22 protein-coding genes are annotated in these 23,669 nt (G+C 63.8%); 12 read left to right on the top strand and 10 right to left on the bottom strand.

Translation table 11 applies throughout. From position 1 onward, the window contains the following. The first annotated feature begins 161 nt into the window (after positions 1–161). The 4 genes from EIP85_RS20815 (at position 162) to EIP85_RS20800 (ending at position 4,843) form a co-directional block, all read left to right on the top strand. A complete protein-coding gene (locus EIP85_RS20815; RefSeq protein ID WP_127904143.1) occupies positions 162–1,247 on the top strand; it encodes a polysaccharide biosynthesis/export family protein in 1,086 nt (361 codons plus the stop codon). A gap of 2 nt (positions 1,248–1,249) precedes the next feature. After that, positions 1,250–1,690 carry an arsenate reductase/protein-tyrosine-phosphatase family protein gene (locus tag EIP85_RS20810; protein ID WP_127904142.1) on the top strand — a complete coding sequence of 147 codons (441 nt, stop codon included), beginning with the start codon at positions 1,250–1,252 and terminating at the stop codon, positions 1,688–1,690. Next, a complete protein-coding gene (locus EIP85_RS20805; protein ID WP_127904141.1) occupies positions 1,687–3,885 on the top strand; it encodes a polysaccharide biosynthesis tyrosine autokinase in 2,199 nt (732 codons plus the stop codon). The genes EIP85_RS20810 and EIP85_RS20805 overlap by 4 nt, the downstream gene beginning before the upstream one ends. A gap of 220 nt (positions 3,886–4,105) precedes the next feature. Beyond that, on the top strand, positions 4,106–4,843 hold the full coding sequence (locus tag EIP85_RS20800) for an acetoacetate decarboxylase (protein ID WP_127904140.1): 738 nt from the start codon (positions 4,106–4,108) through the stop codon (positions 4,841–4,843). 99 nt (positions 4,844–4,942) lie between these two features. Here EIP85_RS20800 and EIP85_RS20795 read toward each other — a convergent pair whose 3' ends face one another. After that, positions 4,943–6,877 carry an elongation factor G gene (locus EIP85_RS20795; protein WP_127904139.1) on the bottom strand — a complete coding sequence of 645 codons (1,935 nt, stop codon included), beginning with the start codon at positions 6,875–6,877 and terminating at the stop codon, positions 4,943–4,945. Positions 6,878–7,550: 673 nt separating this feature from the next. Here EIP85_RS20795 and EIP85_RS20790 point away from each other — a divergent pair. Beyond that, a complete protein-coding gene (locus EIP85_RS20790; protein ID WP_127904138.1) occupies positions 7,551–8,483 on the top strand; it encodes a LysR family transcriptional regulator ArgP in 933 nt (310 codons plus the stop codon). Between the two features lie 150 nt (positions 8,484–8,633). On the opposite strand, the gene EIP85_RS23330 is transcribed toward EIP85_RS20790, so the two are convergent. The 6 genes from EIP85_RS23330 to EIP85_RS20765 form a co-directional block, all read right to left on the bottom strand. Then, positions 8,634–8,789: a GSU2403 family nucleotidyltransferase fold protein gene (locus EIP85_RS23330; RefSeq protein ID WP_241560124.1), complete on the bottom strand. Its 156-nt coding sequence runs from the start codon at positions 8,787–8,789 to the stop codon at positions 8,634–8,636. Positions 8,790–8,825: 36 nt separating this feature from the next. Next, on the bottom strand, positions 8,826–9,083 hold the full coding sequence (locus tag EIP85_RS23325; protein ID WP_241560123.1) for a GSU2403 family nucleotidyltransferase fold protein: 258 nt from the start codon (positions 9,081–9,083) through the stop codon (positions 8,826–8,828). 59 nt (positions 9,084–9,142) lie between these two features. Beyond that, the gene (locus EIP85_RS20780; RefSeq protein WP_127904137.1) at positions 9,143–10,453 is read right to left on the bottom strand and encodes a TRAP transporter large permease; all 1,311 of its coding nucleotides are present in this window, start codon (positions 10,451–10,453) and stop codon (positions 9,143–9,145) included. A 3-nt stretch (positions 10,454–10,456) separates the two neighbouring features. Further along, on the bottom strand, positions 10,457–10,969 hold the full coding sequence (locus EIP85_RS20775; protein WP_127904136.1) for a TRAP transporter small permease: 513 nt from the start codon (positions 10,967–10,969) through the stop codon (positions 10,457–10,459). Between the two features lie 67 nt (positions 10,970–11,036). Further along, a complete protein-coding gene (gene dctP, locus EIP85_RS20770; protein ID WP_127904135.1) occupies positions 11,037–12,047 on the bottom strand; it encodes a TRAP transporter substrate-binding protein DctP in 1,011 nt (336 codons plus the stop codon). A gap of 97 nt (positions 12,048–12,144) precedes the next feature. Next, the gene (locus tag EIP85_RS20765) at positions 12,145–13,014 is read right to left on the bottom strand and encodes a fumarylacetoacetate hydrolase family protein (RefSeq protein WP_127904134.1); all 870 of its coding nucleotides are present in this window, start codon (positions 13,012–13,014) and stop codon (positions 12,145–12,147) included. 122 nt (positions 13,015–13,136) lie between these two features. On the opposite strand from EIP85_RS20765, the gene EIP85_RS20760 reads away from it, so the two are divergent. The 6 genes from EIP85_RS20760 to EIP85_RS23315 all read left to right on the top strand — a co-directional run bounded on the left by EIP85_RS20760 (position 13,137) and on the right by EIP85_RS23315 (position 18,513). Further along, positions 13,137–13,853, top strand: a complete 717-nt coding sequence (locus EIP85_RS20760; RefSeq protein WP_241560122.1) for an FCD domain-containing protein — start codon at positions 13,137–13,139, stop codon at positions 13,851–13,853. 24 nt (positions 13,854–13,877) lie between these two features. After that, on the top strand, positions 13,878–14,372 hold the full coding sequence (locus EIP85_RS20755; protein ID WP_127904133.1) for a (2Fe-2S)-binding protein: 495 nt from the start codon (positions 13,878–13,880) through the stop codon (positions 14,370–14,372). Next, the gene (locus EIP85_RS20750; RefSeq protein WP_127904132.1) at positions 14,369–16,471 is read left to right on the top strand and encodes a xanthine dehydrogenase family protein molybdopterin-binding subunit; all 2,103 of its coding nucleotides are present in this window, start codon (positions 14,369–14,371) and stop codon (positions 16,469–16,471) included. The genes EIP85_RS20755 and EIP85_RS20750 overlap by 4 nt, the downstream gene beginning before the upstream one ends. A 29-nt stretch (positions 16,472–16,500) precedes the next feature. After that, positions 16,501–17,196, top strand: a complete 696-nt coding sequence (locus EIP85_RS20745) for a molybdate ABC transporter substrate-binding protein (protein WP_127904131.1) — start codon at positions 16,501–16,503, stop codon at positions 17,194–17,196. 330 nt (positions 17,197–17,526) lie between these two features. After that, positions 17,527–18,237, top strand: coding sequence for a hypothetical protein (locus EIP85_RS23320; RefSeq protein ID WP_241560121.1), 711 nt, complete (start codon positions 17,527–17,529; stop codon positions 18,235–18,237). A 3-nt stretch (positions 18,238–18,240) separates the two neighbouring features. After that, positions 18,241–18,513 (top strand): hypothetical protein, encoded by a 273-nt coding sequence (locus EIP85_RS23315; protein ID WP_241560120.1) that lies wholly within the window; start codon positions 18,241–18,243, stop codon positions 18,511–18,513. A 150-nt stretch (positions 18,514–18,663) separates the two neighbouring features. On the opposite strand, the gene EIP85_RS20735 is transcribed toward EIP85_RS23315, so the two are convergent. Further along, positions 18,664–19,191 carry an NADPH-dependent FMN reductase gene (locus EIP85_RS20735; protein WP_127904130.1) on the bottom strand — a complete coding sequence of 176 codons (528 nt, stop codon included), beginning with the start codon at positions 19,189–19,191 and terminating at the stop codon, positions 18,664–18,666. A 258-nt stretch (positions 19,192–19,449) separates the two neighbouring features. Here EIP85_RS20735 and EIP85_RS20730 point away from each other — a divergent pair, with 258 nt between their 5' ends. Next, on the top strand, positions 19,450–20,628 hold the full coding sequence (locus EIP85_RS20730; RefSeq protein ID WP_127904129.1) for an MFS transporter: 1,179 nt from the start codon (positions 19,450–19,452) through the stop codon (positions 20,626–20,628). Between the two features lie 248 nt (positions 20,629–20,876). Here EIP85_RS20730 and EIP85_RS20725 read toward each other — a convergent pair whose 3' ends face one another. Then, positions 20,877–22,418, bottom strand: a complete 1,542-nt coding sequence (locus tag EIP85_RS20725; protein WP_127904128.1) for a helicase HerA-like domain-containing protein — start codon at positions 22,416–22,418, stop codon at positions 20,877–20,879. A gap of 159 nt (positions 22,419–22,577) precedes the next feature. Further along, on the bottom strand, positions 22,578–22,913 hold the full coding sequence (locus tag EIP85_RS20720; protein ID WP_127904127.1) for a YegP family protein: 336 nt from the start codon (positions 22,911–22,913) through the stop codon (positions 22,578–22,580). Positions 22,914–23,669: the final 756 nt, after the last annotated feature.

Here is a 23,669-nt window from a genome sequence, read left to right as displayed (position 1 = left end):
CGGCGGGCCCGGACTTGGGGGTTGTAGATTCGCGTGAGGGTAGCTGCGCTACATCTGCGACGCATCGGCGTGGGCGTTTGGCCTGGCCGACGGGCCGGAGGGGCGCCCGGCCCGTGCCGGTCCCGTCTAGGGCATTGACGATGTCCGGGCGGGAGAGGCAGATGTCGAAGGCCTTATGCGGGTTCGTGCTATGCGCGGCACTTGGCGGTTGTGCCGATGTCGGTACCAATTTCCCGGTCGACGCATCCGCGCAAAAGACCGATGCCGCCCACGGCTCTACACCCTTCGTCGTTGTCCCGGTAACGGCGGCTAATGCTGCGAAGCTTTCGCCAGAGCTTGGTTCGAACGGTCCAGCCACAAAATTGCCGGCGCCAGGGCGCTGGGTCTATCATATCGGCAAGGGCGATATCCTCAGCGTTCTGGTCTATAACCATCCGGAACTGACCCTGCCGGCCGGCCCGCAGCGCAGCGCTGCCGAATCGGGCCAGCCTGTGGAAACTGACGGTACCTTCTTCTACCCGTATGTCGGAAAGGTGCGAGCTGCGGGGTTGACCGTGGCAGATATCCGCTCTGATCTGACGACGAAACTCGCCAAGTACATTCCCGACCCGCAGGTCGACGTCCATATCGCCTCCTATAACGCCAAGAGCGTCTCTGTCACCGGTGAGGTAAGGACCCCCGCGCGCGAACCGCTGACAGAGCTGCCGCTGCATCTGCTGCAGGCGGTGGATGCAGCGGGTGGACTGCTTCCAGATGCCGATACAGCCAACGTCACCGTGCGGCGTGGCGGACGACTCTACAGGGTCGATCTGAAGGCCTTCCTCGATGCCGGACAGGTCCGCAACAACCCTGTGCTGATCGACGGTGACGTGGTCAACGTCCCGAAACTGCTGCCAGAACTCGCATATGTCCTCGGCCAGGTCAGCAAACCCGCGCCGGTCGACCTGTCGCAGGCGCCGATGACGCTGACAGGTGCGCTGACGACGACCGGGGGCCTTGTAGAGGCTCAGGCGAATGCCCGCGGTGTCTTCGTCTTCCGCAAGCCAGCGAAGGGTCCGATCAAGGTCTACCAGTTCGACGCGCGAAGCCCGCTGGCCTTCGTCGCCGGCAGCCGCTTCTACCTGCAGCCGCAGGACGTGATCTATGTGACGACCTCGCCGCTGTCGCGTTGGAACGAGGTCATCTCGAAGATCATGCCGTCGATCAACGGACTCTATCAAGTCGCCTACACGCGGAACAACCTGTGAGCATGAACAGGATACTGGTAGTCTGTATTGGAAATATTTGCCGTTCGCCGGTGGGCGAAAGGGTGTTGCGTAAGGGGTTGCCGGAGATGGAGGTGTCTTCAGCAGGGCTCGGGGCCGTCGTCGGGCACGGCGCGGATGAGCGGACCGCCCAAGCGGCCGCGGCGGCAGGCGTCTCTGTCGAGGGCCATGTTGCGCGACAGTTTAGTGGCGAGCTGGGCCGGCATGCCGATCTGATCCTGGTGATGGAGGCTGATCACCGGCGTGTGCTGGCCGAGACCCATCCCGAACTCTCCGGCAAGGTGATGCTGTTCGACCACTGGATCGGTGGCGCGGGCATACCGGACCCGCATGGAAAACCGCTCGCCGCCCATGAGGCGGCGGTGGCGCGGATCATTCGGGCAGCCGATGGCTGGATCGGCAAGCTTGGGAGGACTGCGCCTTGAGGCCCGAACCCGTAACCTCGCCGGCCGAGGAGGAAGACGACGAGATCGATCTTATGGCTCTTGCCGGCGTCCTCTGGGGCGGCAAGTGGATCGTAATCTCGGTGACCCTCCTGGCGCTGGTGCTGGGGGCTGCCTATTACGTGATTTCGCCACGCGGCTATCAGGCGACCTCTCTGGTGCAGGTGCAGCCGCAATCGGCCGGCTTCGCGGCCGCGACGGCGGTGCAGGACCTCTTCGGCACCTCGACCTCACCGATCGAGGGCGAAGTGGCGATTATGGGCTCGCGCTATATCCTGGGCCAGGCAATCGACAAGCTGAACCTCGACTGGGTCGCGGCGCCGCTGCGGTTCCCGGTCATCGGCCGCGCCATCGAAGCCGGACGGATTCCCGATATGCCGGGCCTGATCCCGACTGCCTACGGTCGCGAGGGGGATGCGATCAGTGTCACCGCCCTGCAAGTGCCGCCAAGCTGGATCGACCAGCAGATACTGCTGACCGACGAGGGCAATGGTGCCTATGTTTTGACCCTGCCGGACGGATCCTCCGCCAAGGGCAAAGTCGGTGTCCCGCTGGCCGATACGGCTAGGGGTTACGCACTGCTCGTCTCAAAGCTCGACGGCATTACGGGCCGAAAATACGTGATCGAGCGTAAGACCCGTGACGAGGTAATGCAGAGCCTGCAGCAGAAGTTCTCGGTCTCGGAAAACCCGAAGGGCTCCAACATGCTGGCCGCGACCTATTCGGACAATAGCCCGGACCGCGCCCAGGCGATCCTCGCCGCGATCACCCAGGCCTATGTCGCCCAGAACATCGACCAGAGCTCGGCCGAGGCGCAGAAGAGCTTGAGCTTCGTGCAATCCCAGCTGCCGCAGGCCAAGGCGGCTGTGGAGAAGGCGCAGCAGGCGCTGGCAAATTACCAGGACAAGCACAAGACGGTCGATCTCAGCTATGAGACCCAAGCGCTACTGACTGCCCAGGGCAATCTGCAGGAGCAGCTTAACCAGCTAAATCTGCAGCAGGCCTCGATGAGCACGGATTACACCGTGAACCATCCAGTCTATCAGGCGCTCCTTCAGAAGAAGAAAGAGCTGAAGGCTCAGATCGCCGACCTGCAAAAGCAGATGGACCGGCTTCCTCAGGCGCAGAAGGCGGTGCTGGATCTGACGTCAAACCTCACTGTCGCGCAGCAGTCCTATGTTGGTATGCTCTCGAAGGTCGAGGAGCTGAAAGTCCTGTCGAATGGCGCCGTCGGCAACGTCCGGATCGTTGATGCGGCCCAGGCCTCTTCGATCCCGGTTTCGCCGCGACACCTCGTTATCGTGCTTGCAGGCCTGCTCGGGCTGATCCTCGGCGCGGGCATCGTGCTTGGCCGCCACGCGCTTACCACGGGGCTGCGCGGCGCGGAGGAAATAGAGCGCCTCGGCCTGCCGGTCTTCGCGACCATCGGCCACAGCAACCTTACGCTTGCCAAACGCGGAGCGCGGGGCACTTGGCCGATCCTCGCCGTAAGGGATCCCGACGATCCGGCGGTGGAAGCGATCCGTTCGTTGCGCACCTCGCTCCACTTCGGGATGCTGGACGCGAAATCGAAGGCCGTGTTGCTTACGAGCGCCGCGCCGGCCGCGGGAAAGTCCTTCATTGCCATCAATCTCGCTGTGACGGCAGCGCAGTCGGGCCAGAAGGTCTGTCTCGTCGATGCCGACATGCGGCGTGGTTGTCAGCGCCACTACCTTGGCCTGCCGCGCGGCACGCCCGGGCTTGCGGAAGTGCTCGCCGGCGACGTGACGCTGGACGCGGCGCTTGTGCAGGGACCCACGGAGGGGCTCGACTGCCTTATCGCCGGACGGTTTCCACCGAACCCGTCGGAGCTTCTGATGCGGGCTGATTTCACCCGTCTTCTGGAGACGCTGAACGAACGCTACGACCTGATTATCCTGGATGGCCCTCCGACGCTCGCTGTCACCGACCCGGTGATCATCAGCCGCTCTGTCGCGGCGACTATTGCCGTCGCGCGGCATCTGGAGACGATGGCGGGCGCGATCCAGGCGGTCCAGAAATCCTTCCAGTCTGCTGGTGCACGGCTGACCGGGGCGATCCTGAACGACTTCCGGGCGGAAAAGACGCGCTACGGCTACGGCCAAGGCTACGCCTACAATTACCGGTACAGCTACCGCTCAAAGCGCGGCGCGGATTAATCACGACGCGGTCGGGCCGGGCAGACCACCCGGCTCGCAAATTCTCTCGCACCCGGATCGTGATCCACCGTGAGTTGCGAAGCGCCGGGGCGATGATGACCTCTCAGTGCAGGATTGCCGCGCCCGGTTGGGATGCCCCCGCCGGCGGCGGTGCGCCGGTGCAGGCGGGGGTGGCTTCGGCCGCACGCTCCGCGCACTGGCCCAGTAGAGGAGCCCAATAATGACGGAAGACGACGTCCGCAAAACCGCCTTCGCCATGCCCTTGACCAGCCCAGCCTATCCGCGCGGGCCCTATAAGTTCGTCAACCGGGAGTTCTTTATCGTCACCTATCGCACGGATATGGACGCGCTCCGCGAGGTCGTGCCAGCGCCGCTGGAGGTGACGGAACCGCTGGTGAAATTCGAATTTATCCGGATGCCGGACTCCACCGGCTTCGGCGACTATACCGAAAGCGGTCAGGTGATCCCGGTGCGATTTAACGGCGAGGAGGGCGGCTATTCCCACGCCATGTACCTCGACGATGAGGCGCCGATCGCTGGTGGCCGCGAGATCTGGGGCTTTCCGAAGAAGCTTGCCCAGCCCCGGCTCAGGGTCGAGAAGGACACACTGATCGGGACACTCGACATGGGATCTGTCCGTTTGGCGACGGCGACCATGGGCTACAAGTACCGTGAGGCCGACCGCACGAAGATGAAGGCGGCGGTGGAGGCGCCGGCCTTCCTGTTGAAGATCATCCCGCATGTCGACTGCACGCCGCGGATCTGCGAGCTGGTTCGCTACCGCTCGGAGGACGTGACGGTAAAGGGAGCCTGGGAGGCGCCGGGGCGCCTGGAGCTGTTTCACCACGCGCTTGCCCCGGTGGCGGACCTGCCGGTGCGCGAAGTCGTCTCTGCCGTGCATATCCTGACGGATCTGACGCTCGGCCTGGGTCGTGTGGTTCACGACTACCTGGGATGATCGATTGAGCACGCCCGGCAGAGGGCGACAGGTTGTCCGACGGGCGAGCGCCCGACGGTGCGGACGCCGCCCTCCCTTTGCCCTTGTGACTGAGCGCCTTCACACGGCCGGGGCCAGCGCCTCGGTCGTTCGTTTCAACTCCGCCAGGCCGATCTCCTGGTAATGGTCGAAGGCGGTGGCGAACCAGGCCGTGCCCCGCGTCACGCTGGCAAGTGCGCGGTAGAGGTCGTCCTGCGTCGTGGCCGGTAGAAGCGCTTGGAAGACATCCCAACCTTTCGCCTCCGGATGGGCGTCGAAGCCAAGGATCTGCCCTTTAAGCCCATTCACTGCGGGCACCAGCGCGCCGGTGAAATCGCTGGGCACGTGGATCTCCACCCGCGCGATAGGCTGCAGCGCGAGGGGGCCGGCCTCCAACATCGCCTCTCGCACCGCGGCTTTGCCCGCAGTGCGGAAAGCGAAGTCAGAACTGTCGACGGAATGGCTCTTGCCGTCCCGTAGGGTCACGTGAACATCGACCACGGGAAAGCCGTTCGGCCCCTCGCGCAACGCCTCCATCGCGCCGGCCTCGACGGCAGGGATGTAGTTGCGCGGCACCGCACCGCCCTTGACCTCTTCCGAGAACGTCAGGCCCGCACCGCGCTGTGTCGGGCGGATCTGGATTAGTACATCTGCGAATTGACCGGCACCACCGGATTGCTTGCGGTGGCGATGGTGGTGTTCGACGGGCTTGGAGATCGTCTCCCGGAAGGCGGGCGGCACGGGCGACTGTTCGATCTCCACGCCGAAATCGGCCTCCAGTCGCTCAGCGATACGGCGGGCATGAAGCGGACCTTGGGCGAGCAGGATCACCCGGCCGGTCTGGGCATCCTGCTCGATCTGGAGGCCGGGATCGATCTCCGCCAGCCGAGAGAGCGCGGAGGAGAGGCGTGCATCGTCCCGCTCGTGCTTCGGTGCGATTAGCTCGCGGAACATTGCCTCGCGGGGGCGGGCCCAGTCGGGCAGGGGGGCTTCGCCCGTCGCGGTGTAGAGCCGGCGGGGATGCAGGTGATCAGACTTTACCGCTAACGCGATCTGTCCGGGCGCGAGGCTCTGTACCGCCGTTCGAGCGTCAAGGCCGGTGAAGCTGCCTACCCCGCCGCCGGCCAACGGGACACCGGCCGCGACGCCGGGCCCGAGGACGCGGACCAGCACTACCTTGCCCAGGTGCTTGCGCATTTCGGCAAGACTTCCAATCGCGCTCACCGCCGGATCCGTGGTCAGGCGGGCACGGGCGACATCGACCCCAGGCACCTCGTGCCGCAGCGATTTCATCAGCCGTGTTACGCCGTTCATATGGCTCGCGGCGCCGAGGAAGGCGGGCACCAGATCGCTGTGGGCAAGGACCTTGGAGGCGACCTCGTAGACCTCCTCTGTCATCGGCTTGTGGTCCTCGACCAGCTCCTCCAGCAGGTGGTCGTCATAATCGGATAGTGACTCGAGGAGTTCGGTCCGCGCCTCCCGCTCGCGCTCGGCCATCTCGGCGGGAAGTTCGACCAACGCGGAATGTTTGCCCTCGCGATATTCCCAGGCGCGTTCGGAAATCAAGTCGACCGCGCCGGTGATCTGACCACCCTGCCGGATCGGCACCTGCCTCAGGATGATGCTGTGGCGGCAATAGGCCTGCAGCCCGGCGACAGTGGCGCGAACCCGCTCTGTCGTCGCATCGATCTTGTTGATGAAGAGAAAGCAGGGCAGGCCTGCCTCTTCCACCAGCCGCAGGTAAGGCGCCGAAAGGACGGCGGCCTCGGTTTCCGGCGGTACACAGACGACTACGGCGTCCGATGTCGCCAACGCCGGACCGGCATGGGCGAGATTGTCCGGTCCCCCGGCGACCTCTATCGCGGCCCAGTCCTCGCCCAGATAAGTGAATTGGGTCACAGTTGCCGCATCGGCGAGCCCGATGCTGACGGGTTGGCCCGCTTCCAACTGCGCCATTGCGGCGACCAGAGTGGATTTGCCGGAATGCGGCGGGCCGAGCACGGTGACGAGTCTCATCACGATTCCCCCCTATATGCGGCCGCATCCGGGGCGTTTCGCCCATCCCTGCGCGCTGACGGAAGCGCGGTGGGTCTTCGCAACCGATAAGGGAACTGTCCCCGGATTCGCAAAGCCGCGTCAAGGGGATCGCGCAAATAGGGAAATTATTGGCCGCCGAGAGGCAACCTAAAGGCCGGACGGGCGTGCAATGACCCGCCGCAACCCAGGGGGCGAGGATGCAGCCTACCGGATGGGCAGAGCAACAAGCCGAAGGCCAGAGGACCGCACTGCTTCCAGAAGATCAGAGACGCGTAGGTTAGCGTCCGGCTCCGGGCTGTTGCGGCCGCTGCCGCGGGCTTGGCAGATATCGCGCAATACCTCGGCGATCACAGCCGCGGGTTTAGAATCGAGCGCGTCCGTGAGGTATAGTGCACAGGTTGCGGGCCGCTCCAAAAGGTTGCGCGACCCGGGGCTGACGTTTTCACTCCCATTCGTAATCATAAGAATCCCTTACTCCCCATCAGCAATACTTACATCTTCATGTATAAGTTGTAAAGGTTTTCGAACATTCCAAAGCCTCTCGGGGAATGTTACCACGAATCAAGGCAACGGGGGGAGGAGCCACAACTGTGGCTTGAAGCTAGAGGGATTGATCTCTATTAAGATTTGCTAATGCGATAGGTGGGGCCGCATGCATCTGGATTATCCATCCCTGTCTGCTCTCGCGGCGGTAGTGCGGGAAGGTACGTTCGAAGCGGCGGCCAGATCGCTCAACATCACACAGTCTGCGGTCAGCCAGCGGATCAAGGCGCTCGAGGAAAAGACGGGGGCGGTCTTGGTTGTGCGTGGCCGGCCCTGCGTTGCCACCGAATATGGCCACCGCCTGATCCGGCATATCGAGCAGGTAAAGGTGCTAGAGATAGACCTCGCCAAGAATCTCGATGCGGTCTCCGGCCGCGAGACACCCCGCGCGGCGGCACTGCGCATAGCGGTGAACAACGACAGCCTCGCAACCTGGTTCCCCGAGGTGATCCTGCGCGCGGGAACGCAGCTGAGCCTGCATCTCGACATCGTCGGAGAGGATCAGGAGGATACCGCCGAGATTCTGAAGAACGGCAACGCACTTGCGGTGGTCACCTCGGAGGGCACGCCGTTGCAGGGCTGCCGTAGGATCGTTCTTGGCGCGATGGACTACCTGACGGTTGCAACGCCGGATTTCATGGCCAGATACTTCCCCGATGGCGTGACGCCAGAGGCGGTCGCGCGCGCACCGTGCCTGTTCTACAATCGTAAGGACATGCTGCCTGAGCACTGGTTACTCGATGCCTTCGGGTCTTCCTTCCGGCTGACGGGCCACCGCCTGCCCTCCTTCGCCGGTCTGCTTCGCTGCATTCATAATGGTACGGGCTGGGGCTTGATGCCACGCAAGACGATCCGCGACTGCCTGGAGGATGGCACGCTGCTCGAGCTGGTTCCGGGAAGCTCGGTCGTGCTCGGGCTTTACTGGCAGGCCTCGGTGCAATCGAGCGAGATTATGCGGGTCCTGTCTTCGATCGTGGCGGATGTCGCGCAGGCGCAACTCCTGCCGTTTCCGCTGCAGGGGACGGCGAACGAGTTCGCTTAGGGTGCGGCAGACCGTTTTTGGATGTGCAACCGCGCGCCGGTCTCCCGCATCCTGGCCAAGCTGGTGTTGATCCGCCCCGCCAACGCGGACCAAGCGCATCCTCATAGGCGTCGCGCAGGTCATCGGGGCGCTCTGCGTCCCGCACCTCGATCAGAAACGCCGCCTTGCCTCGGTCCTTGCGTGACTTGGCCTGATCGTCCCCCCACCAAAGCCCCGGTCGGCAACGATCAGCTTGTGGATCGCAAACCGTTCGGGCTGTGGGATCTGTACGAGCACGCCTGAGCGGTAGAGGGCGGTGGTCGGAATCGGCTCGGCAATCAGGTCGTTCAGGTCGTTGAGCGCCTATATGCTGACGCCAAGCGCAGGCAGCGGCTTGACCCGCTCGAAGCTGGCGAAGTCGAGATCGCCGGTCTTAGCCAGTCCCTCGGCATCAAAGCGCACCCCCAGCTCGTCCTGGTAGAGTGCATAGGCCGCTGTGCCGACGAGTGTTCCAACCAGCCGGAAGGCCCCCGCGCGGGCGAAGGCAAGAAACGGTGAGCCGGTGTCGCGGTCGGTGACGATAAGTCCCTCGGCTCGCAGCACGCGCGCGAGCCGTGACATCGTGCTGCGGCGCTCGTCGCCGGCCGCCTTCAGCCCGGCCGGCGGCACGTCCTATCCGTTCACATCAGCCCGGGCAGGTAGAGCACCAGCGCCGGAAACAGCGCCATGATTCCGATTACCACCAGATCGCAAATCAGGAACGGCGCCGCAGCAGAGGCGACCTGTCTCAGCGTCGTGCCCTTCGGTGCGACTCCGAGCATGACGAAGAGCAACAGGCCGAAGGGCGGCGTCGTCTGGCTCATTTCCAACCCGAGCAGCATAAAGATGCCGAACCAGATCGGGTTTACCCCGAGCGCGTGGATCAGTGGGAAGAAGATCGGCACCGTGATCAGCATGATCGAGACCGGATCCATGAACATTCCCAGGATCAGGATGCAGACGAAGATCGCGCTCAGCATGTAGAGCCGCGAGACCTCGAAGGAGGTCGCGTAATGCAGCATCCCCGCGCTGGCCCCGGAATAGGCCAGAAGCTGGCTGAAGATCGATGAGTTGAGGATGATGAAGAACACCATCCCGCTCACCTTTACGGTCGAGAGCATCGAGGTCTTGATCACCTCAAGTGAGATGAGCCGGAAGGCCACTGCGAGGATTAGCACACCCGCCACGCCGAACGCCGCCGATTCCGTTGGGGTCGCGACGCCGAGGATGATCAACCCGATCACCATGAAGACGACGAGCGACATCGGCAGAATGTTGACGGCAGCCTCCTTGAGAGCGGCGCGCCAGTCGATCTTCTCGATCTCGTAATTCGGCGTCCCCTCGGGGTGGAGCCAGATCTGGATTGTGATCAGCACCACGAAGAGACCCGAGAGTAGGAACCCCGGCCCGATCCCGGCGATGAGGAATCGGCCGACATCAATTCCGGCAAGCGAGGCCAGAAGCACCCCCAGCGTCGAGGGCGGGATGATCATGGCAAGTCCACCGGTGCCCAGGATCGGCCCCAGCGACATCCGCCGACTGTAGCCGCGCCGCTGCATCTCTGGCACCATCAGAGAGCCGAGCATCGCGGTATTGGCCATGCTCGATCCAGTCAGGGTGGAGAAGATCGTGCCACCCGCGACCGTCAGGTAGCACAGGCGCCCAGGGATCCGGCCGAGGAACTTGTCCAGCGTGTCGAAAACCCTCACGGCGAGGCCCGAGTGGAAGAAGAGCGACCCCATGACGATGAAGAAGGGCACCGGCGCCAGCTGAAACCGAGTGATCATGGAGGAGGAATTGTCCACCACCTGAAGGATCGCATTCGTCCCGCCGATGAAGACCAGCGCGCCTATCAGGTTCGCGGCCATGAAGGCGAAGGCGACCGGAACCGCCATTGCCATGAAGAAGATGACCATGCCGATCAGCAGGGTCAGGGCCCAGTACCATTCCATGGCTCAGAGAGACTCCAGGTTGTCGTGCTTCTCGAAGTAGGACCCGTGTCCGAAGAGGAAGCGCGCGAATTCGATCGCGATCAGGACGAAGCAGGGCGGGTACCAGATGTAGAGCAGCCAATAGGGAATATTGACCGAGCGCTCGTCGATGTAGCCGTTCTGGATGGCCCCGATCAGCAGCATCAGGCCCGACCAGGCGAAGACCAGCGAGACCAAAATGCAGACAATGTAGATCAGCTTCTCCATCACCAACCGCGGCGTGCCGGTCATTCGCGAATGGATCATGTCGGCAACGACATGGCCGCGCTCGCGCACGAGGTAAGGCGCGGCGAGGAGAACGAAGTAGAGCAAGATGTATTCGACAAAGGCGACGGTGAAGTTCAAATCCGCGATCCGCAGGGCCCGAAGACTGACGTCGACGACCACCAGCAGGATCGCGACCCCGATAAGCGTGCTCGAAAGCACCAGCGCGCCCAGAACCAGCGCATCTTGAAGGCGGCCAAGCGTCCTTAGCATTGCGGTCTCCAATGGTGGGGAAACGGGCGCCCGGCCACCCGGCCGAACGCCCTGGGTCTGTACCGGATCACTCGCCGACGTTCTGCAGCATCCCGCGCAACTTCTTGACGGTCGCGGCGTCGACGCGCTTGCCAACCTCCGTCCACATCGCGTCGGAGGCGATCTTGAGATAGGCCTTCGCCCCGGCGCCGGTCATTGTGATCGGCTCCACTCCGGCCTTGTCGGCCGCCGCGATATCAGCCTTGTTTTGCGCGGTGATCTCGTTGATCGAGCTGTGCTCGTATTCCCCAGCGATCTTGGTCAGCATCGCCTGGGCGTCCTTGGGCAGGCTGTTCCACTTTTTGTCGGAGACCAGCACGACGTCCGCCAGGCTGTAGAACTTCGGCTCGATCCGGTACTTCACCTTCGGGGCGAGGCCGATCGAGGCCAGACCAACCGTCGGCCAGCCAAAGCCCTGGATCACGCCACGGTCGAGCCCGGTCGGCACATCTCCCGACGCGATCTGTACCGTGCTCGCGTGCAGCGCTTGCTCGATCGGCCGGTAGGCGCCGGTTGAGCGCATGGCGAGGCCCTTGAGGTCGATGACCCCGTCCTTCATCGGCGGCTTGGTCTTCATGTAGAGGTAGTAGCCTGAGGCCGGGCCGGTCTCCGACCAAGCAAGAAGATGGGCGTGTAGCCGCTTCTGGAACACGCCGGAGTAATAGGCGAAGGCCCCGTCGGAATGGAGTTTGTCGATTCCCACGTCCTGCAGCATCATCGCCTGCGCCGGCGGCACGACGCCTGACAGATAGGCCGCCGGGATGAAGAGCATGTCGATCACGCCACGCTGGATCGCCTGGCCCGCGCGGTTCGCGGGGGTGATCTCCGGCCCGCCGAGCAGGTTGACCTGCACCGTGCCTTTGCCCTCCTTGTTCACGACGTCGACGAAGTTCTTGATGAAGCTCTTCGACAGGGTGTGCTGGGTCGGAAGCGCGGTCTGGGCGTTCACCGTCACTTCTGCCACGGCGCTCCCCGCGCCGACGCCGACCAGCGCGGTCGCAGCCAAGGTGGTAAATGCGGTGCGCAAAATCTGTTTCATGGGTCTGTTCTCCTCCTCTGAGACAGGATGGCCGTTCCGGCCTTCTTTCTTGGCGTTGCGCCGAACCGCGCCACCGGGGCAGGGGCCGGCGCGATCTTCAAATCACCGGGTTCTCCAGTTCTCCGAGCCCCGTGATCGTCACCACCATCCGGTCGCCGGCGGCAAGGAAACGGGGGGGCGTGAAACCGATGCCTACGCCCTCGGGCGTGCCGGTCGCGATGATGTCGCCCGGAAGCAGCGTCATCGTGGCCGAAAGCGTCTCGATCAGCGTCGGGATGTCGAAGATCAGGTCGGCGACGGAGGCCTTCTGCCGCGTCTGGCCGTTCACCCGGGTTTCCAGGGTCATTGCGCGCACGTCGGCCACCTCATCGGCGGTCACCAGCCAGGGCCCCATCGGGCAGAAGGTGTCGATCCCCTTGCCGATGATCCACTGGTTGTGGCGCCGCTGCAGCTCGCGCGAGGTCACGTCGTTCAGGATCACGTAGCCAAAGACATGGTCGAAGGCATCGGCCGCGGCGATCCCGCGCCCGCCCTTGCCAATGACCACGCCGAGCTCGCCCTCGTAGTCGACGCTCGCCGTAGGATCGAGGCTGCTATCCACCGCATCGCCGGGACCGACGACCGAGGTCGTGGCCTTGGTGAAGATGATTGGCACTTCTGGCACCGCGGCCTTGCCGGTTGAGTCGAAGCCGGAACCATGGAACTCAGCCGCATGGGCATAGTAGTTCTTGCCGACGCAGAAAATGTCACGCCGAGGCTCAGGGATGGGCGCGCGCAGCCTGACCTCGCTTGACGCAATCCGACGCCCGCCTCCCATTGCCCAGTCCCTGAGCCCCGCCGCGCCCTGGCTGGCGAGCCCGAGAACGGCCTGATCCGCGCCTATTCCCTCGGCGCAGACCACGACCTCCTCACCGTCCAGGTATCCGGCACAGGTCTTGCCGCCAGTCTCGAAAGTCACAAGCTTCATTGTATCGACAAACTCCAATTTTATCGATAAAACTCGAAATCATATCTAAACGCCGTTGTCAAACGGAGTTTCGTAGAGCAAAAGCGAGGCGAAACCGAACCGTGAAGACGAGGAGCTCGACCGTGACAGAGGCGACAGGCCACCAGAGCGCTACGCCGCTTGCCGCCCCGATCCAGCCGGAGGCGGGCGAAACCCTGACCGAGGCCGCCTACCGCGCGATGCGGCACGACATCATCCGCGGCGTCCGCGCCCCAGGTGAACGCCTGCGAATCGAGAAGCTCCGCCAGCTCTACGACATCGGGCCGACGCCGTTGCGCGAGGCGCTCCAGAAACTCAGCGCTGAGCAGCTGGTCTTGAGCGAGGGCAACCGCGGTTTCACGGTAGCTCCCCTCGATTTCGAGGAGTTCACTGATCTTAACATCGCCCGCACTGACGTGGAGATGGCAGCGCTCCGCCGCTCCATCGCGGGTGGCGATCCGGCCTGGGAGGCCCGCGTCGTCGCGGCCAGCTACATCATGGCGAAGGAGGATGCCGCACTCGAGAGCGCCGGCGGCGAGGTGCGGGATTCCTGGGAGGAAGCGAACGCGGCCTTTCATAGCGCGCTGGTCTCCGCCTGCGGTTCCGCCTGGCTGCTGCGCGTCCGCTCCGGGTTACAGGACCTCTGTGAACGCTACCGCCGCGCCTCGGTTCGCGGTCGCGGTGGCGCCCGGCACCTCGGCGAAGAACACGCCGCGATCTCGCAGGCTGTGCTCGCCCGCGACACCGAACGCGCCTGCGAGCTTCTGCGCCGGCATTTTGAGACGACGGCGAAGGACTTGTCAGTCACCCCGCGCGACTGACCTGCTTCGAGAGGGAGGATGAGGATGAGCGTAGCTCCAACCGAGCCGGAAACCCGGCTGCGCCTCAACGGCCGTGATGTCTCGGTTACGGCCGATCCGCAGATGCCGCTCCTCTATGCCCTGCGCGATGTCCTCGGTCTCCGCGCCACCCGCTTTGGCTGCGGCGAGGGCAGCTGCGGCGCCTGCACCGTCCTGATGGACGGCAAGCCCATAACCTCCTGCGACCTGCCGCTCTCCGCCGTCGCGGGCCGGGCGATCGAGACGGTCGAAGGCCTCCACGCTGCCCAACCCAACCATCCGCTCCTCGCCGCATTGGTCGACTTGCAGGCTGCCCAATGCGGCTATTGCCTGCCCGGGATCATTGCGACTGCCCGCAGCCTCTGCGCCCGCCGCCCGGCCCCGGACGGGCCAGAGATCCGCTCCGCACTCTCGGGCCATCTCTGCCGCTGTGGCACTCATGTCCGGATTCTGAACGCCGTGGAGCGGGCCGTCGCCGCCTGTGCGGAGAGCGCCTCATGAGCCTGCCCATTCCGCTCGCCGCCGCGCCGCTGATCTCCGACTGGATCTCGCTCAGCGAACCCGGTTGCCTCGACCTCCGAACGGGCCGGGTAGAGCTCGGCCAGGGGAACCTGACCGCGCTTCTTCAGATTGCCGCCGACGAGCTCGACCTCGACCCCGAACAGATTCGTATCACCGGGGCCGACACCTCGCTGACCCCGAACGAGGGGTTCACCTCCGGCAGCCTCTCCATCGCCCAGGGCGGTATGGCGATCCGCCTCGCCGCCTCTGCCGCCCGTCACTTATTGCTGGCCGAGGCCGCGACGCTCCTGCAATGCCGGCCAGACGAGCTGGCGCTTGCCCGCGGCACCGTAGAACGGGAGGGCAGGGCGCAGCCGCTTACCCTCTGGACCCTGGCCGAGACCGCCTCGTTTGCCACTCCGATTGTCGACTGGGCCGCACCGAAGCCGCCGGAGGCGCGTCGTGTCGCGGGCCGCCCACTCCCCCGCATAGACCTGGCGGAGCGGCTGACGGGCACACCCTTCGTTCATGATCTCGCGCCCGAGGGCTTGCTCCACGGCCGGGCGATCCACCCGCCGCGGATGGCCGCCGGAGAGGTCTCGATCGACCTCGAGGCTCTCCGCGCCCGCCCCGGCGTCGTCGCCGTTCTACGGGACGGCGCCTTCCTTGGCCTCGCGGCGGAAACCGAGTTTGCCGCTGTCCGCGCCGCGCAATGGGCCGCTGCCCGAGCCAGATGGCCTGCGCCCGGCCCGGCCCCCTCCGACCCCGTTGTCGCGATCCGCGAAAGCGATGAGCCGCTCGAGGTAGTCCATGAGGCAGGCGATATTGCCCTGCTCTCGGGCCTTTCCAGTCAGTGCCTCACCGTTACGCGACCCTATCTCAGCCACGGCTCCATCGGCCCCTCCGCCGCCCTCGCTCTCTGGCAGGACGATGTGCTGGAGGTCTGGACCCACAGCCAGGGCGTCTTTCCGCTCCGCTCCGCGCTCGCGGATGTCTTCGGCCTGGCGCAAGAGGCGATCTCCGTCCACCATCGTCCAGGCGCTGGCTGCTACGGCCATAACGGCGCCGATGACGTTGCGCTCGACGCGGCGCTTATCGCCCGCGCTGTGCCCGGACGGCCGGTAAAGGTGATCTGGTCGCGCGCTGACGAGTTCCAGTGCGCTCCCCTCGGCCCCGGCATGGCGACGACGGCCCGTGCCTGGCTTGACACGGAAAACCGTATCACGGGCATGGAAGTCACTGCCGCCAGCCCACCGCACGGCAATCGCCCAGGCCGTAACGGTGCACCGAACCTGCGCGCCGCGGCCTATCTTGCCAAACCCTTCCCGATCCCCCGGTCGGCAGACGTGCCGCTCGCAAATGGGGGCGGGGCGGAGCGCAACGCCGTGCCCGGCTATGCCATCCCGAACCTACGCATCGCAAAGCGGCTGGTGCATGGACTGCCCTTCCGAACCTCCTCGCTGCGCAGCCTCGGTGGCTTCACCAATGTCCTCGCCATCGAGGCGTTGATGGACGAGATAGCCAATGATCTCGGCGAAAGTCCCGCCGTCTTCCGCCTCCGCCATCTCGACGACCCACGTGCCTGCGCCGTGATCGAGGCAGTTGTGGCCGCCGCCGGCGATCCCTTCGCAAAACCGCGCCCGGAGGGCACGGGCTGGGGGCTCGGCTACGCGCGCTACAAGAACAGCGCCGCCTGGTGCGCCGTGCTTCTGGAGTTGGAGATCGAAGACGAGCCTCGCGTCACCCGGGTCTTCGCCGCACTTGATGGGGGCGAGATCATCAACCCCGACGGCGCGATCAACCAGACCGAAGGCGGCATCCTGCAGGCGATCAGCTGGACCCTGAAGGAACAGGTGCGCTTCGAGGCCGATCGCGTGGCAACCGCAAGCTGGCTCGACTACCCGATCCTGCGCTTCGACGAGGTGCCCGAGATCTCCGTCCGCCTGATCGCGCATCCCTTTGAGCCGCCGCTCGGCTGCGCCGAGGCGGCACAGGGCCCGACCGCAGCCGCCGTCGCCAATGCCCTGCGCGACGCGCTTGGGGTCCGCCTCAACGACCTGCCCCTCAACCGCGACGCCATCATCCGGGCGCTCGCCTGACCACACCGGAGCTTTGGAAAGTGAATGAGATGGACCTGAAGATCCTCAGCGGCGGCGCTGCGAACGGCCTCGTCACCGCCGCTACCCCGGCGTTTTCAGCTGAGACCGGCCTCGGCCTCAAGGGCGATTTCGGCGCGGTCGGCGGCATGCGGGAACGCTTCCTAGGTGGTGAGGAGGTCGACCTCCTGATCCTCACCCGCAAAATCATTGAAGCGCTCGCGGCAGAGGGCCTCGTGGTGGCCGAGACGGTGGCCGATCTAGGCCGCGTCGTGACTGGTGTCGCCCGCCGCAGCGGCAGCCCGGCCGAGGATCTCTCGACGCCAGAGGCCCTCCGCGCCGCACTGACCAGTGCCGATGCGATCTACTTCCCCGATCCTGTGAAGGCGACCGCGGGCATCCATTTCGCTTCAGTCATGGATCGTCTCGGGATCACCGAGGAGGTGCAAGACCGCTTCCACCTCTTCCCCAACGGCCAGACGGCGATGGCGGCAATGGCCGCGGGAGAAGAGGCGAACCCGATCGGCTGTACCCAGATCACCGAGATCCTGAATACCCCGGGCGTCGATTATATGGGCGACCTGCCGGGCGATCTCGGCCTCGCGACCGTCTACACCGCCGCTGTCACCTCCCGCGCCGCCCATCCCGACGCTGCCCGGACCCTGATTGCCCACCTGACCGCGCCCGAGGCTGCCGAGATGCGACAGCGCATCGGCTTCGCGACCTAAAGGGCGGCGGGAGCGGGACGCATTCCCTTACCAGATGTGTTGCTGACCACACCTCGCCGCGTCCGTAGTCAATCTCCGGGCGATGTCCGGTACGAGCCCCATGGACATTGCGGCGCCCTCGAATACACGTTGACACATGTCGATGATCGAAGACCTAGAGCGAATAGTGGCAACGGTCCTTACGACCGATCCCAGCTTCCGATCGATCGGACGCAAGGAATTGGATCGCCACATAAGCGAGGCCCGTCAGAGTGCCCTTGCGAACTCGAAGGAAGATTCCTGTTTTCCCTGATGCGCCTTCTCGCACTTCCTGGGAACGGACATACACGGTTGATCCCAAACGATGCCATTTTGGTTCTCCCCCTGAGGTTCGTTACCATCGGCACCGCTACACGCCTGCTTGATGCGACGTCAGATTTCTCAGAGGCGATCGGGCGCGAGTTGATATCCGTCAATGGCGTTTCCGCAGGCGAAATCGAACTATCCGCAGAGAAATATCTGGCGGGGACACTGCAACGAAAACGCGTTATCGGTCCAATCCTTTTCGCCTGGCCAAGTGCATTGCTGCACCTGGGAGTTTCTTCGGGCGGCGACAAAATCGAGTACCTGATCCGGACTGAGACGGGACGGATCAGCAAACTGTCTCTCGATACCGCAAGTCTGGTTCGCGCATCCGCATTCTACCCGCGATACGAGCATGGAAAAGCCGACGCATCCTGGTTTCCCGAGTCCTATGGGAAGACCAAAGACTTCGGACCGTCCGGGATGCTCATGGTCCTCCCGAGTTTTTTCGATCCCAGTAAAATTGTACTTTCGGGTGCGGTTGCCGAGGCGGCAGAACTCTTAAGATCGTGCCCGGGCAGTCCCCTGCTTATTGACATTCGCGGAAATACGGGCGGCGACTTTCTTCGGACCATGCCTTTGATCGACGCGATCTCGGAGGGCGTGGAGGATCGCCAGGTTGGTCTGCTTGTCGACAAATTCACCTTCTCCGCCGCGATCGTCTTCACCGCCATCCTGAAGCACCGTCTAGGAGAATAGCTCATGCTTATCGGGGAAGAGATGGGGGACGGGCTGACATTCTTTGCGGAAGGAGGAACAATCGACCTGTCGTCCAGCGGAGCGGTCGTTCGATATTCTTCAGCCTTTCATGATTGGGCAGGTGGTCGCATCGACGAGACTACTCCGGCCGACATCGCTGAACGAATTGTCCCGGTCGGAGCACTGGAACTGGATCGTGTCTGGGTCGCGGATTCGGACGATACTGAAACGTTTGATCGGTTCTGTCGGGAGGTTTTCGACAGTCTGAACGTCTAGACGACCGACCGCTTGGTCCCGTGCCCTGGGCCTTCTATTGGATTGCAGCGAACGTCAGATTACAGGGAGCCGCCCCACCCATGAACGGCCGGGATTGGGAGCGCGTTCCTGCCTTTCAAGGGCAACAACGCGAAGCGCAGCGCCGAGCTCCTAGCGACTGCAGAATGCTGCGAACTGCTGAACAAAATCGGCGACCGCCTGGCGGTTCGGAGGCCGGTTCAGATGCTCCGCAATCTCGACGGGAGTCTTCTTCATGAGCTCGAAGCGCAGGAACAAATCTTCCGAAAATCGTGTGCTGACTGTAGACAGAACAGTGCGGATCTGAGCGAGCATGTCGTCGCCACGGTGGGACGCATGCATCAGGACGATCGGTTTGGTGATGAACTCATCTCGCGATACGAGCCAGTCGATTGCGTTCTTCAGGCCGCCCGGGATTGCCCTTACATATTCAGGGCTCGAGACGATCAGCCCGTCACTGTGCCGGATCTGAGAGGCGAGATCGCGAACGGCGTCGGGTAACCGGAGACCCTCGAGATCGGGCGAAAAGACCGGCAGATCGCTGATCCTGTCGAACACACGTATCGAGTGCTCTGGTCGCGCTATTTCCGACACGGCGCGCAACATCGCCGTGTTCGTAGAAAGCCCTCGAGCACTGCCGGAGATTGCGAGAAACTCCATGGTCTTCCTATAGTGCCCGCGCTTATCCGCTACAACGTCCCCCACAACCGCCTGAGTCCCTCGGCAAGCGCAGGAGAGAACAGACGGTCTTAGGCTGCACAGCTCCGACGCGGAACGACCATTATCGGGGGCGCCTTGCCGTCGCTAGAGTCTGGCTTGGCGCGAACCAACGAGACACGTTCTAATTGAGTGGATTGTTCCGTTTGCTCTTCCGAACTACCCTGTCCCCAAAAACAAGAAATCATCGGGGAGGCAGGCATGGCGACCAGCACAAATTGGCGCGCGATCCTCTTGGCCTATGCGATCGGCGTCGTCGGCGCCGTGCAGGTTGGACGGGTTGCGCCGGCGACGACGCAGCTTCGGGACACGTTTTCGATGAACCTGGCCACGCTCGGCTGGGCGATTTCAACGATCACCTTGGCCTCTGCGGTCTTCGGTGTGGTCGCCGGTCTGTATGTGCGGCGCAGAGGCGCGCGTGTCATCTTGGTTCTTGGGGCTGCAACGCTGGCGTTCGGTGTCCTGGCTTCGGTGCTGGTGCCCGCAGCCGCACTCCTGATCCTGGTACGCGCCGTTGAAGGCATGGGCTATCTCGCAATCGTCGTCGCGGCGCCGACGCTGATTGCGGATCAAGCGACCCTGCGCAGCCAGCCCGCCGCGCTCGCGCTCTGGGGAACATTCTTCACTCTCGGGCTGAGCCTCGCCGCAATTGCCGGCGGCACGCTCGCCCAAGCCTGGGGATGGCGCGGTTGGTTCGCTGCGAACGGAGCCCTTGTGGCCATGGTGACAGCGGTCGGGTTCCTGCTCCTGCCATCCGGGTCGACCGAGCCACTCCCGGCAGACCGCGAAGATCCCAAGGCACTTGGCGCAGCGGCCTGGTTGCTGGGCGGTTCATTCCTCGGCCTCACCCTGCTGTCGCTGTCCATCCTGAGCATGATGCCGACCTTCCTGATCGAGGCCCATGGCTTCAGCTCAGCCCAGGCCGGCAGCGCCACGGGTCTGATCGCACTCGCCAGCATCGCCGGCAGCCTCGTCTATGGCTTGCTTGGCAACCGGACAAATCCGACTGCGCCCATCCTCGCCGCCACATTCCTCCTGATCGCCAGCGCGCTTCCTGCCTTCGAATCCGGCTTTAGTGCCGGCACCGCCCTGGCCGCGGCATCGATCGCGGTGTTTGCCACCGGTATCCTCATGGCTTTCACCTTCGGGGCCGTGCCTCGGCTCGTGCGGCACCCATCCCAGATCGGGCCGGCCAACGGCCTGATCGCGCAACTCGGCAGCATCGGCGCCTTCCTCGGCCCGCCAGCGGTTGGCGCCCTGGTTTCCCGACATGGTTGGGGCGCGCTGTCGGTGTTGATCGTGGGGTTCACAGTGACCTTCGTCGGGCTCGCATTGGCAGCACTGACAGCGTCCAGAGCCACATCGCTACTGTCCCGGTAACGGCGAAGACGGAAACGCGAAATGACACGCAAAGAGGCGGCGGAGCGTTGAGAGCGACACCATTTCCGCCGACGCCCGATGCAAAATCCCCGGCCGGCGCCAATGAATGTTAACGCTGTGCCTGCAACGGTCTGGGACATTGGAAAAGCAGCCGGTCCGGTGACGGGACCCCGCATCAGGACCGTAAACGACCGACTCGAGGACGCTAGACCGACCAATGGCTAGGCGCTCGCGATCTCCATGGTCGCCTAACGCGCCCGGAACAACCCGCCCAGGATCCCGCGGACGATCCGGCGCCCGGTCGTGCCCGTTAGTTCCTTCACCAGCGCTGTCCCGATCGCCGAAGCGAGCGTATCCGCATTGTCAGAGCGCCTGGAAGAAGACTGTGGTCTACGTGTGCCGGAATACCGGCGCCCGGCGTGATATTCCCGCTCTGCCTGGCCCATGTCTTCCACGGCGGCTCCGGCCTTCTCAGCTTCCTTCACCGCGGCCGTGGCACGTTTCAGCAATATCTCATGGGCCGAATACCTGTCGACAGCCGTCTCATATTTACCTGCAATGGGGGAAGCGGCGATTATCCGGCCGCGCGAGCTGGCGTCGATCGCTCCAAGTTGCGAGGACGGCGGGCGGATCAGCGTCCGCTCGACCATGCCCGGCACGCCTTTCTCGACCAGAACGGATGTCACCGCCTCGCCGACACCGACCTCGCGGATCGCCTGAGCGGTATCAAAACGCGGATTTTCCCGATAGGTTTCGGCTGCAAGTTTCAAGGCCTTGCGATCGCGGGCGGTGAAGGCCCTGAGGGCGTGCTGGACACGGTTACCCAGCTGCCCCAGCACATCTTCGGGAATGTCCGCCGGAGTCTGCGTGACAAAATAGACGCCGACGCCCTTCGACCGGATCAGTCGCGCGACCTGCTCGACCTTGTCCACGAGGGCTTTCGGGGCGTCATCGAACAGCAGATGCGCCTCGTCGAAGAAGAACACCAGCCTGGGCTTGTCCGGATCACCGACCTCGGGAAGGGTCTCAAACAGCTCACTCAGCAGCCACAGCAGGAAGGTGGCATATAGCCTGGGGCTGGTCATCAGCTTGTCAGCTGACAGTATGTTGACCATCCCGCGTCCGTCCGTGCCGACCCGCATGATGTCCGAAAGCTCCAGCGCGGGTTCGCCGAAAAATTTCGCGCCACCCTGGTTTTCGAGGACCAGTAGCTTGCGCTGGATCGCCCCGATCGAGGCGGACGAGACGTTGCCGTAGCGAAGCGCCAGGTCACCCCGGCTCTCTCCGGTCCAAGCCAGGAGGGATTGAAGATCTTTGAGGTCGAGAAGCGGCCAGCCGTGCTCGTCCGCCAGCCGGAACGCGATGTTCAGCACCCCTTCCTGCGCGTCCGTCAGGCTCATTAGCCGCGCCAGAAGCAGCGGCCCCATCTCGGCCACCGTGGTCCGTACCGGGTGGCCCTGCTCTCCCAACAGGTCCCAGAAGGTGACGGGAAAACTCTCGTAGTGATAGTCCGAAAACCCGATCATCGCGGCGCGGTCTCTGAACGCCTTGTCCAGCTTGAATTCCGCGCTTCCGGCGGCGGCAAGCCCGGACAGATCGCCCTTGACGTCTGAAACGAACACCGGAACGCCTGCGGCCGAAAACCCCTCGGCCAGAATTTGCAGCGTCACCGTCTTGCCGGTGCCTGTGGCCCCGGCCACCAGACCGTGCCGGTTGGCATATCTCAGAGCCAAGCCCTGCGGCTGAGCATAGCGCTCGCCGCCTCCACCGAGGAATACCTTGCCGTCCATCCCGATCATCCTCTGCCCTTTCGTCGTTGCTGGTGACGCGTGATCAAGGGCGCCGTCCGCGCCACGTCGGCGTAAGCGGCGCGGTGCGGCCAGAAACGGGCGGGCCACCAGGGCCCGACCGAAGGTCAAACATGGGGGGCCTCGGCCGTCTTCAGTCGCCTATGCGGTCTTGTCTTCGAACTTCGCATCGGGGGCGTTGCGTTTGACAGCGTCGATGCCGTTCTCGCGCGCGGTCTCGCTGCTATAGGATTCACTGGTGCCTATCACTTGGCCATTGCTGGCCTTAAGATTGAACATCGGCTTGCCCGACGAGGTTTCCTTGCGTTCGTAGCGCTCATCCAGGGGCGCGTTCTTGCGCACTGAGCTTATGCCGCTCTCGGCGCTGGCCCTCTGCTTGTAGCCCTCGCTCGCCAGAATGGTCTCGCCATTGCCGGCCTTTAGCCGAAAGCGGAATTCGCCGGCCTTGTCCTGGTAGAGTTCGAATTTTCCAGCCATGGTTATGTCTCGCCTACAATGGTGTCTACTATCACGTAAAGTTGATACGAAGCGGAGCCAAATGGCAAGGCGACTTTAGGCTCGGGTTGTGGGAGTGCCGTGTCCCGGAAATTCCGGCGCAAAAGGGGGATATGTCTTGGCGCGGCGGAGCCCCGGCTTTCGCGTCGCAGAATCGCTAATCGAAGTATCCGGCAACACCAGAGGTCCACTCTTAGGGACAATGACGTTTTCTCGAAGATAAAAACGGCTCGAGCAGGACGGCGGCTTTGACGTCCCGCTAAACCGCTTCAACCCTTCTGAACCCAAATGAGCGCCGCCGCCGCTCGGTCCGTCCGCGCTTTCGGACTCTGCAACGGACCACTGCTTCGTCCTCCCTGCCTTCTGGAGATATTCGCTCGGGTAGTTGTCATCGAAACTGATGTCGCGTTTGAACTTGCTGCCGTCATTGACCGAGACGCTGGCAACGGCAGCATCGTCCGCACAAAGGTTACCCGAGATGTGATGGCCCCCGCAGATTTTCGCGAACGCTTATTTATTTCGAGGGACGCATTGTACAGTGCGGTTCGCCGGGCAACGCAACTCCATCGGTAAGGGGCTTGAGCAGGACGGTGAGACCGGGGTTGTAGTGCTAACATCTGCCCGACGTCAGTGGCTGTCCCGGCCCACCGGGTTGCCTCGGCAACCTTTCAGGAAATCGAGGTCGGCGCCCAGGTCAGCGCCCTCGACATGCTGCTGATGCAGCCAGGCGTAGCCCGA

Source organism: Solirhodobacter olei (genome assembly GCF_004010155.1).
GTDB classification, from domain to species: Bacteria; Pseudomonadota; Alphaproteobacteria; order Rhodobacterales; family Rhodobacteraceae; genus Solirhodobacter; species Solirhodobacter olei.
Note: the sequence above shows the minus strand (reverse complement) of the source record. Positions and strands in the feature narration are given on the sequence as shown.

Bases quoted from the DNA above. Each gene is read 5' to 3' on its own strand.
- dctP (WP_127904135.1), bottom strand. From the start codon at position 12,047: ATGAAACAGATTTTGCGCACCGCATTTACCACCTTGGCTGCGACCGCG.
- EIP85_RS20745 (WP_127904131.1), top strand. From the start codon at position 16,501: ATGGACCTGAAGATCCTCAGCGGCGGCGCTGCGAACGGCCTCGTCACC.
- EIP85_RS20765 (WP_127904134.1), bottom strand. From the start codon at position 13,014: ATGAAGCTTGTGACTTTCGAGACTGGCGGCAAGACCTGTGCCGGATAC.
- EIP85_RS20775 (WP_127904136.1), bottom strand. From the start codon at position 10,969: ATGCTAAGGACGCTTGGCCGCCTTCAAGATGCGCTGGTTCTGGGCGCG.
- EIP85_RS20780 (WP_127904137.1), bottom strand. From the start codon at position 10,453: ATGGAATGGTACTGGGCCCTGACCCTGCTGATCGGCATGGTCATCTTC.
- EIP85_RS20800 (WP_127904140.1), top strand. From the start codon at position 4,106: ATGACGGAAGACGACGTCCGCAAAACCGCCTTCGCCATGCCCTTGACC.
- EIP85_RS20790 (WP_127904138.1), top strand. From the start codon at position 7,551: ATGCATCTGGATTATCCATCCCTGTCTGCTCTCGCGGCGGTAGTGCGG.
- EIP85_RS20720 (WP_127904127.1), bottom strand. From the start codon at position 22,913: ATGGCTGGAAAATTCGAACTCTACCAGGACAAGGCCGGCGAATTCCGC.
- EIP85_RS20750 (WP_127904132.1), top strand. From the start codon at position 14,369: ATGAGCCTGCCCATTCCGCTCGCCGCCGCGCCGCTGATCTCCGACTGG.
- EIP85_RS20730 (WP_127904129.1), top strand. From the start codon at position 19,450: ATGGCGACCAGCACAAATTGGCGCGCGATCCTCTTGGCCTATGCGATC.
- EIP85_RS20810 (WP_127904142.1), top strand. From the start codon at position 1,250: ATGAACAGGATACTGGTAGTCTGTATTGGAAATATTTGCCGTTCGCCG.
- EIP85_RS20755 (WP_127904133.1), top strand. From the start codon at position 13,878: ATGAGCGTAGCTCCAACCGAGCCGGAAACCCGGCTGCGCCTCAACGGC.
- EIP85_RS23325 (WP_241560123.1), bottom strand. From the start codon at position 9,083: ATGTCACGGCTCGCGCGCGTGCTGCGAGCCGAGGGACTTATCGTCACC.
- EIP85_RS23315 (WP_241560120.1), top strand. From the start codon at position 18,241: ATGCTTATCGGGGAAGAGATGGGGGACGGGCTGACATTCTTTGCGGAA.
- EIP85_RS20815 (WP_127904143.1), top strand. From the start codon at position 162: ATGTCGAAGGCCTTATGCGGGTTCGTGCTATGCGCGGCACTTGGCGGT.
- EIP85_RS20795 (WP_127904139.1), bottom strand. From the start codon at position 6,877: ATGAGACTCGTCACCGTGCTCGGCCCGCCGCATTCCGGCAAATCCACT.
- EIP85_RS20735 (WP_127904130.1), bottom strand. From the start codon at position 19,191: ATGGAGTTTCTCGCAATCTCCGGCAGTGCTCGAGGGCTTTCTACGAAC.
- EIP85_RS20725 (WP_127904128.1), bottom strand. From the start codon at position 22,418: ATGGACGGCAAGGTATTCCTCGGTGGAGGCGGCGAGCGCTATGCTCAG.